At 64.3% G+C, this 14,554-nt stretch carries 12 protein-coding genes and 1 pseudogene; 2 read left to right on the top strand and 11 right to left on the bottom strand.

Translation table 11 applies throughout. The features are described 5' to 3' along the window. Window positions 1-28 precede the first annotated feature (28 nt). The 5 genes from serB to pgi form a co-directional block, all read right to left on the bottom strand. Complete coding sequence (gene serB / locus ACESMD_RS09275; protein ID WP_372612490.1) at window positions 29-1,255, bottom strand: phosphoserine phosphatase SerB; 1,227 nt, start codon at window positions 1,253-1,255, stop codon at window positions 29-31. A 43-nt stretch (window positions 1,256-1,298) separates the two neighbouring features. After that, complete coding sequence (gene parC, locus ACESMD_RS09280; RefSeq protein WP_372612492.1) at window positions 1,299-3,548, bottom strand: DNA topoisomerase IV subunit A; 2,250 nt, start codon at window positions 3,546-3,548, stop codon at window positions 1,299-1,301. 99 nt (window positions 3,549-3,647) lie between these two features. Next, complete coding sequence (gene parE, locus ACESMD_RS09285) at window positions 3,648-5,528, bottom strand: DNA topoisomerase IV subunit B (protein ID WP_372612494.1); 1,881 nt, start codon at window positions 5,526-5,528, stop codon at window positions 3,648-3,650. A 49-nt stretch (window positions 5,529-5,577) separates the two neighbouring features. Next, on the bottom strand, window positions 5,578-6,213 hold the full coding sequence (locus ACESMD_RS09290) for a YqiA/YcfP family alpha/beta fold hydrolase (protein ID WP_372612496.1): 636 nt from the start codon (window positions 6,211-6,213) through the stop codon (window positions 5,578-5,580). Between the two features lie 28 nt (window positions 6,214-6,241). Beyond that, window positions 6,242-7,915: a glucose-6-phosphate isomerase gene (gene pgi / locus ACESMD_RS09295; RefSeq protein WP_372612498.1), complete on the bottom strand. Its 1,674-nt coding sequence runs from the start codon at window positions 7,913-7,915 to the stop codon at window positions 6,242-6,244. An 87-nt stretch (window positions 7,916-8,002) separates the two neighbouring features. Between pgi and cmoA the strand changes: the two genes are divergently transcribed. Continuing rightward, window positions 8,003-8,788 carry a carboxy-S-adenosyl-L-methionine synthase CmoA gene (gene cmoA / locus ACESMD_RS09300; protein WP_372612500.1) on the top strand — a complete coding sequence of 262 codons (786 nt, stop codon included), beginning with the start codon at window positions 8,003-8,005 and terminating at the stop codon, window positions 8,786-8,788. A gap of 1 nt (window position 8,789) precedes the next feature. Continuing rightward, entirely contained in the window at window positions 8,790-9,785 is a 996-nt protein-coding gene (gene cmoB, locus ACESMD_RS09305) for a tRNA 5-methoxyuridine(34)/uridine 5-oxyacetic acid(34) synthase CmoB (protein ID WP_372612502.1), read from the top strand. Window positions 9,786-9,868: 83 nt separating this feature from the next. Here cmoB and ACESMD_RS09310 read toward each other — a convergent pair whose 3' ends face one another. From ACESMD_RS09310 to nudF, 6 genes and pseudogenes are all read right to left on the bottom strand, one after another. Next, complete coding sequence (locus tag ACESMD_RS09310; RefSeq protein ID WP_372612504.1) at window positions 9,869-10,543, bottom strand: zinc metallopeptidase; 675 nt, start codon at window positions 10,541-10,543, stop codon at window positions 9,869-9,871. A gap of 105 nt (window positions 10,544-10,648) precedes the next feature. After that, window positions 10,649-12,088, bottom strand: coding sequence for a sulfate adenylyltransferase subunit CysN (gene cysN, locus ACESMD_RS09315; protein WP_372612506.1), 1,440 nt, complete (start codon window positions 12,086-12,088; stop codon window positions 10,649-10,651). After that, entirely contained in the window at window positions 12,089-12,982 is an 894-nt protein-coding gene (gene cysD, locus ACESMD_RS09320) for a sulfate adenylyltransferase subunit CysD (RefSeq protein ID WP_372612512.1), read from the bottom strand. Between the two features lie 215 nt (window positions 12,983-13,197). Continuing rightward, window positions 13,198-13,953: a metallophosphoesterase gene (locus tag ACESMD_RS09325; protein WP_372612508.1), complete on the bottom strand. Its 756-nt coding sequence runs from the start codon at window positions 13,951-13,953 to the stop codon at window positions 13,198-13,200. Continuing rightward, window positions 13,953-14,288, bottom strand: coding sequence for a DUF1249 domain-containing protein (locus ACESMD_RS09330; protein WP_372612510.1), 336 nt, complete (start codon window positions 14,286-14,288; stop codon window positions 13,953-13,955). The genes ACESMD_RS09325 and ACESMD_RS09330 overlap by 1 nt, the downstream gene beginning before the upstream one ends. Then, window positions 14,258-14,554, bottom strand: a pseudogene (gene nudF, locus ACESMD_RS09335) (ADP-ribose diphosphatase); the annotation flags it as partial. The gene ACESMD_RS09330 and the pseudogene nudF, both read right to left, overlap by 31 nt.

The following is a 14,554-nucleotide window of genomic DNA, read 5'->3' on the forward strand; positions in this document are numbered from 1 at the left end:
CGGTCGCGCCAGGTCTCGAAGGTGGTGCTCACTCCGCCTCCTCCAGGTCGACCTGGCGGTAGCCGATCAGGTAGAGCACGGCATCCAGACCCAGGGTCGAGATGGACTGTCGTGCCTGGCGGCGAACCAGTGGCTTGGCGCGAAAGGCGATCCCCAGGCCGGCGGCGGCCAGCATCTTGAGGTCATTGGCCCCATCGCCCACGGCGATGGTCTGCTCCATAGCCAACCCCTCCCTGGCGGAGATCTCGTGGAGCAGCAGCGCCTTGCGGTCGGCATCGAGGATCGGCTCACGGACCTCGCCGGTCACCTTGCCATTCTCGACCACCAATTCATTGGCGTGGACTTCATCGAAGCCGAGCCGCTCCTGCAGATGGCGAGCGAAATAGCTGAAACCGCCGGAGAGGATCACCGTGCGATAGCCCAGGCGCTTGAGCTGCTTCATCAGCCGCTCGACGCCGTCCATCAGTGGCAGTTCCGCGGCGATCTCGGCCAGTACCGACTCGTCCAGTCCCTTGAGCTTGGCCATCCGCTCGCGAAAGCTCTGCTGAAAGTCCAGTTCGCCGCGCATGGCGCGTTCGGTGATCGCCGCGACCTCATCGTAGACACCGTGGCGTCGCGCCAGCTCGTCGATCACCTCGACCTGGATCAGGGTGGAGTCCATGTCGAAGCACACCAGGCGGCGGTGTCGGCGCCAGATGGAGTCCTCCTGGATCGCGATGTCCACGCCGTGCATGGCGCCCAGCGCCAGGGCCTTCTCGCGCAAGGCGTCGAGGTCGACTTCATCGCCGCGCAGCCAGCACTCCACGCAGGCGCCCTGGATACTGTGGTGGTCACGGGGCATGCCGCCATCCAGAGGTTCACGGCCGGAGAGGCGATGGATCAACTCGACCGTCAGGCCATGTTCGGCGGTCAGCGCACCCACCTCGGCGAGGATTCCCGCCGGCAGATGCGGGGCCAGCAGGGTCAGAATCAGCCGGGGCTCGCTGGCATGAGCGCTCCAGCGCTGGTAGTCGTCAGCACTGACCTGAATCGTCTGTACATCCAGGCCCAGGTCGCCGCCCGCCGCCACCAGGGCCGCTTCCAGATCGCTGTCCTGGTCGATCCCCACCAGCGCTTCCAGGGACAGCCTGTCGAAGGTCACGCTCTGATTGATATCCAACAGGCGAGCGCCACTCTTCGCTAGTGCCTTGCCCAGACCGGCCAGTTGGCCGGGGCACGCCGTGCCGGTGGCGCGGATTAACAGTCGTCGTGTCATGGTTGCCTCAGGAAATACGCTGGATTCATTTGGCTTATCCGGCCTACACGGTTTCGAGCCTATGGACGTTCTGCAGGCCACGGGGCAGCTTGCTGCCGCGGCGTCCGCGTTCACCACGATAGTAATCGAGATCGGTGGACTTGAGGGTCAGGTGGCGCTTGCCAGCGTGAACCACCAGGGAGGCGCCAGCGGGCAATACCACCATATCGCGTACGAACTCCTCCCTGCGAGCCGCCCTGGCACCCGGAATATCGATCATCTTGTTGCCCTTGCCCTTGCTCATCTCGGGGAGTTGCTCGAGAGGAAAGACCAGCAGGCGTCCCTCGTTGGAGATCGCCGCTACGCTGGCACCGGGTTCTTCCGGTATCGGCCTGGGGGGCAGTACATTGCAGCCCTTGGGCAGGCTGAGCACGGACTTGCCGGAGCGGTTCTTGCCCACCAGGTCATCGAGGCGAACGACGAAGCCATAGCCACCGTCGGAGGCCAGCAGGAAACGGCTCGACAGCGGCGCCAGCATCAAGCCCGCCATGTGGGCTCCGGCGACCACATTGACTCGGCTGGTGACAGGCTCACCCTGGCCACGGGCGCTGGGTAGATTATGCGCCGAGAGGGTGTAGGCACGCCCGGTGTCATCGAGCAATACCAGCGGCTGGTTGGTCTTGCCCCGGCCGGCCAGGGCGAAGCGGTCCCCCGCCTTGTAGGAGAGCCCGGCGGGATCGATCTCGTGCCCCTTGGCGCTGCGTATCCAGCCCTGCTCGGAGACCACCACGGTGATCGGGTCGGCACCGACCAGCTCGACCTCGGAGAGTGCCCTGGACTCCTCGCGCTCGACAATGGGCGAGCGTCGGGGGTCGCCATGCGCCTCGCCAGCGGCGCGCAGCTCCTCCTCGATCAGGTCGGTGAGGCGGGCTTCGCTTCCCAGGAGTTCCAGCAATTGCTTGCGCTCGGCGGCCAACTCGTCCTGCTCACCGCGGATCTTCATTTCCTCGAGCTTGGCCAGGTGGCGCAGGCGCAACTCCAGGATCGCCTCGGCCTGGCGATCGCTGAGGTCGAAGGCTTCCATCAGGGCGGGCTTGGGCTCGTCCTCCTCACGGATGATGCGGATCACCTCGTCGATGTTGAGGTAGGCAATCAGCAGGCCCTCGAGGAGGTGCAGGCGATCCTCGACCTTGCCCAGGCGGTGTTCGAGGCGGCGACGCACCGTGGTGCGCCGGAAACGCAGCCACTCCCCGAGCATATCCGGCAACGGCATCACCCGTGGCCGACCGTCCAGGCCGATGACGTTCATGTTGACCCGGATGTTCTTCTCGAGGTCGGTGGTGGCGAAGAGGTGCGCCATCAGCGCCTCGATATCGACGCGGTTCGAGCGCGGCTCGATCAGCAGGCGAGTCGGTTCCTCGTGGGTCGACTCGTCACGCAGGTCGGCCACCATGGGCAGCTTCTTGGCCTGCATCTGGGCGGCGATCTGCTCGAGCACCTTCGAGCCGCTGACCTGGTAGGGCAGCGCGGTGATCACCACGTTGCCCTCCTCCATCTCGTAGCGGGCACGCAACTTCACCGAGCCACGGCCGCTTTCATAGAGCTTTCGCAGGTCGCTACGCGGCGTGATGATTTCGGCCTCGGTGGGAAAGTCCGGCGCCGGCACATGCTCGACCAACTCAGCGACCGTCGCCTCGGGGTGGCGCAGCAGATGGCAGGTCGCCTCGACCACCTCGCTGACATTGTGGGGCGGGATATCGGTGGCCATGCCCACGGCGATGCCGGTGCCGCCATTGAGCAGCACATGAGGCAGGCGCGCCGGCAGCACCACCGGCTCGTTCATGGTGCCGTCGAAGTTGGGGGTCCAGTCCACCGTGCCCTGGCCGAGCTCGGCGAGCAGCACCTCGGCGAATTTCGACAACCGCGCCTCGGTATAGCGCATGGCGGCGAAGGACTTGGGATCGTCGGGGCTGCCCCAGTTGCCCTGGCCGTCCACCAGCGGATAACGGTAGCTGAAGGGCTGGGCCATCAGCACCATGGCCTCGTAGCAGGCGCTGTCGCCGTGGGGGTGGAACTTGCCCAGCACGTCGCCGACAGTACGCGCCGACTTCTTGTACTTGGCGTTGGCCGAAAGCGCCAGCTCGCGCATGGCGTAGACGATGCGGCGCTGCACGGGCTTCATGCCGTCGCCGATGTGCGGCAACGCCCGGTCGAGAATCACGTACATCGAGTAATCGAGGTAGGCCTTCTCGGAGTACTCGCGAAGGGGAAGACGTTCGACGTCGCCCTCCGCCACCTGGATATCCATGGTCATGGGTTCGTAGCCCTATCTGCCATCATGGAAAATTCGCGGGATGTACCCGCACGATACGTTCCTATGCAGCGCCTAGCGCCTAGCGCCTAGCGCCTAGCGCTACACTTCTATGTCGGCAAGATTGCCGTAGTCCTCCAGCCAGCTCTTGCGGTCGGCGGAGCGCTTCTTGGCCAGCAGCATGTCCATCATCTCCATGGTGCCGTCGTCGACCTCACGGGTGAGCTGCACCAGGCGGCGGGTCTCCACCGCCATGGTGGTCTCGCGCAGCTGCAGCGGACTCATCTCGCCCAGGCCCTTGAAGCGCTGGACATTCACCGTGCCGCGCTTGCCCTCGAGCTTGCGCAGGATGGCGGCCTTCTCGCTCTCGTCCAGGGCATAATGCACCTCCTTGCCCAGGTCGATGCGGTAGAGCGGCGGCATGGCCACGTAGACATGACCGGCATCCACCAGAGCCGGAAAATGGCGCACGAAGAGCGCACACAGCAGGGTGGCGATGTGCAGGCCGTCGGAGTCGGCATCGGCGAGAATACAGATCTTGTGGTAGCGCAGCTTGGTGAGGTCATCACTGCCCGGGTCCATGCCCACGGCGACGGCGATATCATGGACTTCCTGAGAGCCGTAGATGTCATGGGACTCGACCTCCCAGGTGTTGAGGATCTTGCCGCGCAGGGGCAGGATCGCCTGGGTCTCGCGGTTGCGGGCCTGCTTGGCACTGCCACCGGCGGAGTCGCCCTCCACCAGGAAGAGCTCGCTCATCGCCGGGTCCTGGCCAGAGCAGTCGGCCAGCTTTCCGGGCAACGCCGGTCCCGATGTGACCTTCTTCCGCGCCACCTTCTTGGCACTCTTCTGGCGACGCTGGGCGGCGTTGATCACCAGCTCGGCCAGCGCCTCCGCCTGGTCGACATGATGATTCAACCACAGCGAGAAGGCATCCTTGACCACACCGGAGACGAAGCCTGCCACGGTGCGCGACGATAGCCGTTCCTTGGTCTGACTGGCGAACTGGGGATCGAGCATCTTCACCGAAAAGACGTAGGAGACCCGCTCCCAGAGGTCCTCGGCACTCAGCTTGACGCCCCGCGGCAGGAGGCTCCGGTACTCGCAGAATTCCCGCAGGGCTTCGAGCAGGCCGGCGCGCAGGCCATTGACGTGGGTTCCCCCCTGGGTCGTGGGGATCAGGTTCACATAGCTCTCGAGCAGCGGCTCGCCGCCCTCGGGCAACCACTGGATCGCCCAGTCCACCGCCTGCTCATCATCGGAGAAATGCCCGACGAAGGGCGACGCCGGCAGGACCTCGTAGCCATCGGTGGCCTGGGCCAGGTAGTCGCGCAGGCCGTCCTCGTACTGCCAGACGCTCTCGCCGCCATCGACTTCCACCAGGGTGACCTTGAGCCCGGGACAGAGCACCGCCTTGGCCCGCAGCAGATGCTTGAGGCGCGAGAGGGAAATCTTCGGACTGTCGAAGTAGTCGACCTCCGGCCAGAAACGCAACAGGGTGCCGCTGGCTCGCTTGGGGACACTGCCGATCAGGGTAAGCGGTGAGACCATGTCGCCGTGCTCGAAGGCGATGGCATGTCGGCCGCCGTCCTTGAGCACCTCCACCTCGAGACGCCGGGAAAGCGCATTGACCACCGAGACCCCGACCCCATGCAGGCCACCCGAGAAACGGTAGCTCGACTGGTTGAACTTGCCGCCGGCATGCAGGCGGGTGAGGATCAGCTCCACCCCGGAAACACCGTGTTCCGGGTGGACGTCGATGGGCATGCCGCGACCGTCGTCGGTGACCTCGACCCCCCCGTCCTCGAAGAGGCGCACGACTATCTCGCGGGCATGGCCGGCGAGGGCCTCGTCGACGCTGTTATCGACGACCTCCTGAATGAGGTGGTTGGGTCGGCTGGTGTCGGTGTACATGCCGGGTCGCTTGCGAACCGGTTCGAGGCCGGAGAGCACCTCGATCGAGCTGGCACTGTATTGCGTCATATCGTCGTCCAGTCCATTGCGTGGCTCCCGAGCGGGCGGCAGGTCGTCATCATACGCGTTCGTCACGGCAGTCTTTGGCGCCGAGTATCAGGGCATGACCCCCATGGGCAAGAATCGCCGGAAGGTAATCCCTCAACTGGCTGAACCCATGATCGCCGCCGGGATGCAGGATGGTACGCGCGCCGCGGTAGAAGACGAAGGCCTCCTGCGGTGCCAGGGTCTCGTCAGCGGTGCCCAGTAAAAGCAGATAGCGTGACGGCATCACCCGCTTGGGCGCCAGCGCCTCGAGTTCCTCCTGGTGCGCCGCCGTCACCGTGAATCGTTCCTCGGTATAGTCATTGATGAAGGCGACATTCACCCAGTCGGCCACCAGGCGGGCCGGCGCCACCACGGGATTGATCAATACCGCCGGGAGCTCACGGCGCTCCGCCAGGCCGGTCGCCAGGAAGCCGCCCATGGAACTCCCGACCACCAGGGGTGACGCCCCCAGCCCCTCGAGAAGCTGTTCCCCCAGAGCCATCGCCTGCAAGGGTCGATGCGGCAACTGCGGTGTCTCGCAGGGCAGGTCGAGTCGTCTGCAAGCCTCACGCATCAACACCGCCTTGGGGGAGCCGGCTCCGCTGTTGAATCCGTGCAGGTAGAGAACCCCAGTGGCCGTGGTTGCCGAGACCGGCGGGGTCAGCATAACGCAATTCCTGTACAAACAGCCAGCATCACGAATCCCCCGCCTCTGCTGCCCAGACCGCCTCGATCAGGGCACGTGTCGAATCGTCCATGGTCTCGAGCCCGGTATGGCTCTCGAGGATTCGCTGCGTCTCGCCGGCAATGGTCTTGCCCAGCTCGACACCCCACTGATCGAAGGGATTGATGTCCCAGAGGGTCGCCTGAACGAACACCTTGTGCTCGTAAAGGGCGATCAGCGCCCCCAGGGTCGCCGGTGTAAGGCGGTCGAGCAACAGCGTGGTCGAGGGCTGATTGCCCCGATAGCGCTTGTGGCCAGGGCGCGGCCCCTCGGCCTCGATGGCATCGTCGCCAAGCATCAGCGCCCGGGATTGAGCGAAACAATTGGCCAGGGTCAGGCGATGCTGGCCCATGAGATGGTCACGGGTCCCCGGGTTCACCACATCGTCATAGCGCTTGAGCGTGGCGATGAAGTCGCACTCGACCGCCTGGGTGCCCTGGTGCAGCAACTGGTAGAAGGCATGCTGGGCATTGGGCCCCAGCTGACCCCAGAGCACCGGACAGGTGGAATAGCCCACCTCGCGACCGTCATGGGTGACCGACTTGCCATTGGACTCCATTTCCAGCTGCTCCAGGTAGGCCGCGAAGTATTCCAGGCGACCATCATAGGGCAGGATGGAATGGGCGCGAATATCCAGGAAATTGACGTTCCAGACACCGGCCAGGGCGAGCAGTACAGGAAGATTGTCCTCGAGCGGCGCCTCGCAGAAATGGGTATCCATGGCATGGGCGCCGGCAAGCAAGTCGCGAAACCCATCCATCCCCACCACCAGAGCGATGGGCAGACCGATGGCGCCCCACAGCGAGTAGCGCCCACCGACCCAGTCCCAGAATTCCAGCTGATGCTGGGGGGCGATCCCCCATTCCGCCATTTTCTCGGGACTGGCCGAGACGCCGATGAAATGCTGTCGCATGACCAGATCGGCATCGACGCCCTCCTCATTGCCCAGGCGCGCCATCAGCCAGTCACGGGCGGTATGCGCGTTGGACAGGGTATCAATGGTGGTGAAGGACTTGGACGAGAGCACGAAGAGCGTCGTCTCGGGATTGAGCCGGGCCAGATGATCGGCCAGTTGCGAGCCGTCCATGGTCGAGGCGAAATGGACCTCGACGGGATGAATGCCCGACGGCCGATAGTCGGCCAGGGCATGGGTCACCATCAGGGGGCCAAGGTCCGAGCCGCCAACCCCGAGGTTGACCACATGGCGTATCGCCTTGCCGGTGGCCCCTCGACACTGCCCGGCATGGAAGCGCTCGACCAGGGTCGCCATCTGATCCAGGGTCGCATGAACCCTCGGGACCAGATCCTCGCCGTCCAGGGTGAGGGAGGCATCCGCAGGCATACGCAGGGCGGTATGCAGCGCCGGGCGGTCCTCGCTGCGATTGACACGCTCACCGGCGAGCAGTGACGAGATAGCCTCGGGCACACCCGCGTCCAGGGCCAGATCCAGCAACCGATCCAGGGTATCGCCATTCCAGCGCTGCTTGGAAAGATCCAGGGTCAGGCCTGCCGCCTGGCGCGTATAGCTGAGGTGGCGGGCCGGTTCGTCGTCGAACAGGTCCCGCAGGTGGCGATGGCGCATGGTCTCGGCGTGGGACGCCAGGGCTCGCCACGCGATGCGCTGATCAATGGGGAGATGGGGCATTGGGAGTCTCCTGGACGTCCTGTCGTGCAGCCGGGGCGCATGGAACGTAGAATAGGCTTCCTTTCCCGAGCGATTCCCGGTTTTTCCATGAGTGACGCATCTTACCGTGACGCGATCTTTTCGACACCCCTCGACCGGGTGGCGCAATTTTCCTTCGATGAACAAGTGGTGGCCTGCTTCCCGGACATGCTCCGCCGCTCGGTACCGGGCTACGGCCAGATCCTGGGGATGCTCGGCCTGATCGCCGCCCGCCACCTTCGCCACGGGGCCCATGTCTATGACCTGGGCTGCTCGCTCGGGGCCGGTGGCCTGGCCCTGGCGGGGCAGCTGGCCCCGGCGGCCTTCCGCTACACCGGCGTGGATCTGTCCCCCGCCATGGTGGTCCAGGCCCGGCAGACACTGACCGCCGAGTGCCCGGCACACGACATGGAAGTCATCGAGGGCGATATCCGCCAGATCGCCTATCGCCCGTCAGGCATGGTCCTGCTGAATTTCACTCTTCAGTTCCTCGCTCCGGCCGAGCGCGATGCCGTGATCGGCGAGCTCTTCCAGGCTCTCGAGCCCGGGGGGGTGCTGATCCTCTCCGAGAAGATCGTTGCCGAGGATGAGGCAGAGAACGCCTGGCTGGTGGAGCGCTATCACGACTTCAAGCGCGCCAACGGCTACAGCGAGCTCGAGATCAGCCAGAAGCGCACCGCCCTGGAGAACGTCCTGCTGCCCGATACGCTGGCCACCCACCATCACCGGCTGGCGCGGGCCGGCTTTTCTCGCGCCCACACCTGGTTCCAGTTCCTGAACTTCGCCTCCCTGGTGGCGGTGAAGGACGCCGGCGGCGCCCTTCACCGCGACGCCAACCAGGTCGCGGAGACCTGAGATGCCGATTCCGCCCGAGCACCGCGACCTCTATCGCGCCTTCCTCGATCAGGGCCTGTCTTCCTGGTTGGCCAGGCTCCCCGACCAGCTGGACCGAGGCCTCGACCGCCAGCGCCACGGCGATCTTCCCGCCTGGGAGAAGGCGGTGGCCAAGTTACCCACCCTGCCCGCAGAGAGAACCGTCAGACTCGACAGCGCGGCGGTAACGGTGGATCTAGACCTCGGCGACAGCCAGCGCCGCCAATGCGAGAATCTTCTGCGCAAGCTTGCGCCATGGCGCAAGGGGCCCTATTCGCTTGGTGGCATTCACATCGATACCGAATGGCGTTCGGACTGGAAATGGCAACGCCTGGCTCCTCACCTTGCGGATCTCCGTGGGCGGCGGGTGCTAGACGTGGGCGGGGGCAACGGCTATCACGCCTGGCGAATGGCCGGTGCCGGCGCAGGCTTCGTGCTGGTGATCGACCCCTCGCCACGTTTCTTCTGGCAGTTCCGTGCGGTTCGCCACTTCGTCGGTGACGCCGACGGCCACCGCACCCACTTCCTGCCGGTGGGCATCGAGGAAGTTCCCGAGGGGCTCGACTTCTTCGATACCGTCTTCTCGATGGGTGTGCTTTACCATCGACCGTCGCCACTGGAACACCTGCTGCAACTCAGGGACGGCCTGCGCCCCGGCGGCGAGCTGGTGCTGGAGACCCTGGTGGTGGAAGGCGACGAGACGACCGTTCTGTTGCCCGGCGAGCGCTATGCCACCATGCCAAACGTCTACTTCCTGCCCTCCTCCGCTGCGCTCTGCCAGTGGCTGTCACGCTGCGGCTTCGAGAACGTGCGCGTGGTGGACGAAGCGGTGACCAGCACCGACGAGCAACGCACCACCGACTGGATGACCTTCCAGTCGCTGGCCGACTTCCTGGACCCCGACGACCCGACCAGGACCCGCGAGGACTATCCCGCTCCGCGCCGTGCGGTGGTCATCGCCAACCGGCCATACCCTTGATGCTCTGAGCCCGCGGCTTTTCCGGCCCGCCGCATCACGCCCGATGCGCCTTGCGGCTTATCGTGCCTACAAACGATGGAACCTCAACGCCGCAGGATCACCAGCCATCTCCCCAGATTGAGAAGACTGGCCAGCGAGGCCGCTACATAGGTGAAGGCGCAGGCGGTGAGGACATGGCGGGCGCCGGGCATGTCGTAGGGCGGAATATAGTCCTTGAGCAGCGGCAGAGCGCGCTGGAAGCTGGCGTCGAACTCCACCGGCAGGGTCACCAAGTGGACCAGGGCCGCGGTGCCGAAGCTGATTACCGCGGCTAGCACCACGATCAGCATTCCCCCCGGCGTTCGGGTCAAGACGAACAGGAAGGGCGCGGCCATCATCAGCAGGGCACCGACCTTCTCGGCCTTCTGGGCCACCGCCACCAGTCGGCTGCGTGTCATCAGCGGCGCATAGCCACGATGATGCTGGATGGCATGCCCCACCTCGTGCGCGGCCACCGTCACCGCGGTCAGCGAGCGTCCCTCGAAATGGTCCCGGGAAAGCCGAACACACCTGGCCTGGGGGTCATAATGATCCCCCTGCTCGGTCAGCTCCACCTGCACGCCCTCGATGCCGAGTCGTGACAGCAGATGCTTGGCCAGTTCGGCCCCGGTGCCGGGATAGTCGTCACGGGACTTGGCATGGCGATTGAGCACCCACTTCGCCCAGATATTGGGCAGCAGGAAGATGGCCAGCAGCAGGGCAACGGCGAGAACGATCATCGAGGCTTGGCTCCGGGACGGCTGTGAGGCATTGGACACAGCCTAACAGAGGCGGTTTCCTTCGCGAGCCAAGTCAGAGGGGCGCCGGCGGCAACGTGTGAGAGGTTACCGAAGCAGCTCGCGGATGTCCTTGGCCTCCCAGTGCGGGAAGTGCTTGCGCACCAGGGCGTTGAGCTCGACCTCGAAGCCGGCCCAGTCGACCTCTCCGAGAGTGTCGGCACTTCCCTCGACGGCACCGCGGATCATCCCCGCCCCCACCGTCACATTGGTCAGGCGATCGATGACGATGAAGCTGCCCGTCCCTGGACTCGTCTGGTAATCGTCGAGGGGCACCTCGGCGGTCAGTTCTACACGGCAGCGGGCGATCGCATTGAGCTCGAGCCGATCCGTCGCATGATGGGCCTGGTCATTGACATCCACCTGGTAATGGATCCGGCTCACCTGACCGGGCACGGAGCGCCCCGTCAGACGGATATCGACCTGGCGACCCGGCGACAGGGTCTCCTCATGCATCCAGACGATATCGGCGTCGAAGGCACTGGCAAGGGCCACTTCGGCGTCTGCGGCGACGATCCAGTCGCCCCGGGAGATATCCACGTCATCCCCCAGGGTGACCGTGATCGCCTGCCCCGGCCAGGCCGTCTCCAGATCCCCATCGAAGCTCACGATTCGCTCCACCGTCGATGTCCTGCCGGAAGGCAATACCTTGATCGCCTGTCCCGGTCGCAGCACCCCCGCCTCCAGGGTCCCCGCATAACCGCGGAAATCCAGGTTAGGCCGATTCACGTATTGCACCGGAAAGCGCAGATCGGTGAGGTTACGGTCCCGGTTGACCTCCACCCCCTCCAGCAGCTCCAGCAGGGCAGGGCCAGGCCTGCCATCGACAGAATACCAGGGCATCTGCTCGCTGTGATTGACCACATTGTCGCCCTTGAGCGCTGAGAGTGGCACGAAGTGGATATCGGAAGCGGCGAGTTGCTCGGCGAAGACTCGATATTCGGCGACAATGTCCTCGAAGCGCGCCTGACCGAAATCGACGAGATCCATCTTGTTGATCGCCACCACCAGATGCTTGATACCCAGCAGATCCGCGATGAAGTTGTGGCGCCGGGTCTGGGCCTGAACCCCGTAGCGAGCATCGATCAGGATGATGGCGAGACTGGCCGTTGACGCCCCCGTGGCCATGTTGCGCGTGTACTGCTCATGACCGGGAGTGTCGGCAATGATGAACTTGCGCTTGTCGGTGGAGAAGAAGCGATAGGCGACATCGATGGTAATGCCCTGCTCGCGCTCCGACTGCAGGCCGTCGACCAGCAGTGCCAGGTCGACCTCATCGCCGGTGGTCCCGCTCTTCTTCGAGTCCCGTGTAAGGGCCGCCAGCTGGTCGTCGAAGATCATCTTGGAATCGTGCAGCAGCCGCCCGATCAGCGTCGACTTGCCATCATCCACACTACCGCAGGTAATGAAGCGCAGCAGATCCTTGTTCTCGTGCTCGTGCAGGTACTGCTCGATATTATCGGCGATCAAGGTCGATTGGTGTGACATCTAGAAATACCCCTCGCGCTTCTTCTTCTCCATGGAGCCGGCCTGGTCGTGGTCGATGGCGCGGCCACTGCGTTCGCTGGTGCGGGTCAGCAGCATCTCCTGGATGATCTCCGGCAGGGTATCGGCCTTCGACTCCACGGCGCCGGTGAGTGGGTAGCAGCCCAGGGTACGGAATCGCACCCACTTCTCCTCTGGCTTCTCGCCGGGGTCGAGCGGCATGCGCTCATCGTCGACCATGATCAACATGCCGTCGCGCTCGACCACCGGACGCGGGGCGGCGTAGTAGAGCGGCACGATGGGAATCTGTTCCAGGGTGATGTACTGCCAGATATCCAGCTCGGTCCAGTTGGACAGCGGGAAGGCACGGATCGACTCGCCCTTGTTGACCCGGGCGTTATAGAGGTTCCACAGCTCGGGGCGCTGGCGCCTGGGGTCCCAGCGATGATGGCGATCACGGAAGGAGAAGACCCGCTCCTTGGCGCGGCTGGCTTCCTCGTCGCGACGAGCCCCACCGAAGGCGGCATCGAAACCGTAGTGGTCCAGGGCCTGCTTCAGGGCTTGGGTCTTCATCACGTCGGTGTAGGCACTGCTGCCATGCTCGAAGGGATTGATACCCGCGGCTCTACCCTCCTCGTTGGTGTGCACCAGCAATTCCATCCCAACGTCAGCCGCCATGTGGTCACGAAAGGCGATCATCTCGCGAAACTTCCACGTGGTGTCCACATGCAGCAGGGGAAAGGGCGGTGGCCCCGGGTAGAAGGCCTTGCGTGCCAGATGCAGCATCACCGAGGAATCCTTGCCGATGGAGTACATCATCACCGGATTGCGGAACTCGGCGGCCACCTCACGGATGATATGGATGGACTCGGCCTCGAGCTGCTCGAGATGGGTCAGCCGACGAGGAGGCAGTGCCGGCGACGGGTGCTGGCGGCTATCCCGGCTGACGGGAGCTTTGGTCGGAGCGGGTCGAGGCGGTGCAAGAAGAGTGGTCATGGCCCGGTGTACCTCGCATGACGAAGGGCTGGTAACGATCATGCGAGACAGGATAACGCCGGATAATTGATAACCTGAAAGAACTAATAACTATCTTTTTATAACAAAAAGACAGGCTACTCCGTGTCTACCCGCACGACACGAGTCTCCAGTCCCCTGGCCGTCAGATCCAGGACCCGAAAGCCCGGCAAGGCGGCGTCATCGAGGGCGAAAGTCTCCGCATCGGGGAGAAATTGATCACTGGTGGCGGGACAGCCGTAGACATCCACTCGCCTGTCATCCAGCGACTGCTGACCAAGGAAGGCCTGATGGATATGGCCGCAGAGGATCCCTCTCACTTGCCGGAAGGGAACCAGAGTCTGCCAGAAGGCCTGGCGATCTCGAAGACCGATGGCGTCCAGCCAGGCGGAACCCACGGGCAGCGGCGGATGGTGCATCGCCACCAGTGTGGGCCGGTCATCGTCATCGAGTCGCTCGGCCAACCAGGCGAGTCGCCGGGGGCCCAACTCGCCATGGGGGTTTCCGGCAAGATGCGTTTCAATCAGCAGGATTCGCCAACCGCCGAGATCGAGCTCCTCTGCCAGGGGATGATGACGACGCATCAAGGCCGGCTCATCATGGTTGCCGGCCAGCCAGTCCCAGGGGGCATGCAGATGCTCGAAGGCCCGCATGGCCAGTCGGTAGGAGGCCTGCGATCCATCATGGCTGATGTCACCGGTGATGAGCACCCTGTCGGGGCCTTCGCGGTTGACGGCCTCGATCACCGCTTCCAGGCGACGAAGCGGGACTCCCGCACGTGACGGCGCGTCAGGATCGGCAAGGAGATGACAGTCGGAAATCTGAACCAGGCGCATCAGGGCGGCTTTCTTCATCAGGGCAGCTGGGGCAGATCGAGGAAGTGGCCATGAGACAGGCCATGCTCCAGCCATTCACCGAGGAAGCGGTTGAGCTGGAGCTTCTCGTCGGGTTGGTGCATGCGGGCATTGGGATAGCGGTAGCGACCGTGAAAATGACGCTGGCGCTGGAAATCGGTGACCTCGGCCATGCGCACATCATGATAGAGATGGACCCGCATGCGAGGCGTCTCGATCACCTCACGCATTTCACCCTCACCCAGCTCGCCGACCAGTCGCGTCAGCCGCAGGTAATTGGCAGTGCACTCGCTGTGCAGTGTCTTTAGGTCGGTGACGTAGGCACTTCGCGACACGCTATCTCCTTGCTCGATCTCCTTGCTCGCAGTGACGCCCTTTCGCCTTCCAGCCACTGGAAGGCGATCAGGCACATGGCATTGTCGAGTCGCCCCTCCAGCAGGAGTTCCCTGGCCCGCAGGAACGGCAGCACATGCACCCGGATGTTCTCATTTTCTTCCTCCAGGCCATGCACCCCGCCGAGCCCGCGACTGTCCACCAGGGCGCAGAAGAGGGTAACCCACTCGTCACAGGCGCCCGGGCTGGGGTAGTAACCGAACAGCTC

The sequence above is a fragment of the Halomonas sp. genome (assembly GCF_041689495.1).
GTDB lineage: Bacteria > Pseudomonadota > Gammaproteobacteria > Pseudomonadales > Halomonadaceae > Halomonas.

What these genes read in the sequence shown, in the direction of transcription:
- serB (WP_372612490.1), bottom strand. Translation starts at nt 1,255, where the DNA reads ATGACACGACGACTGTTAATCCGCGCCACCGGCACGGCGTGCCCCGGC.
- parC (WP_372612492.1), bottom strand. Translation starts at nt 3,548, where the DNA reads ATGACCATGGATATCCAGGTGGCGGAGGGCGACGTCGAACGTCTTCCC.
- parE (WP_372612494.1), bottom strand. Translation starts at nt 5,528, where the DNA reads ATGACGCAATACAGTGCCAGCTCGATCGAGGTGCTCTCCGGCCTCGAA.
- ACESMD_RS09290 (WP_372612496.1), bottom strand. Translation starts at nt 6,213, where the DNA reads ATGCTGACCCCGCCGGTCTCGGCAACCACGGCCACTGGGGTTCTCTAC.
- pgi (WP_372612498.1), bottom strand. Translation starts at nt 7,915, where the DNA reads ATGCCCCATCTCCCCATTGATCAGCGCATCGCGTGGCGAGCCCTGGCG.
- cmoA (WP_372612500.1), top strand. Translation starts at nt 8,003, where the DNA reads ATGAGTGACGCATCTTACCGTGACGCGATCTTTTCGACACCCCTCGAC.
- cmoB (WP_372612502.1), top strand. Translation starts at nt 8,790, where the DNA reads ATGCCGATTCCGCCCGAGCACCGCGACCTCTATCGCGCCTTCCTCGAT.
- ACESMD_RS09310 (WP_372612504.1), bottom strand. Translation starts at nt 10,543, where the DNA reads ATGATCGTTCTCGCCGTTGCCCTGCTGCTGGCCATCTTCCTGCTGCCC.
- cysN (WP_372612506.1), bottom strand. Translation starts at nt 12,088, where the DNA reads ATGTCACACCAATCGACCTTGATCGCCGATAATATCGAGCAGTACCTG.
- ACESMD_RS09325 (WP_372612508.1), bottom strand. Translation starts at nt 13,953, where the DNA reads ATGAAGAAAGCCGCCCTGATGCGCCTGGTTCAGATTTCCGACTGTCAT.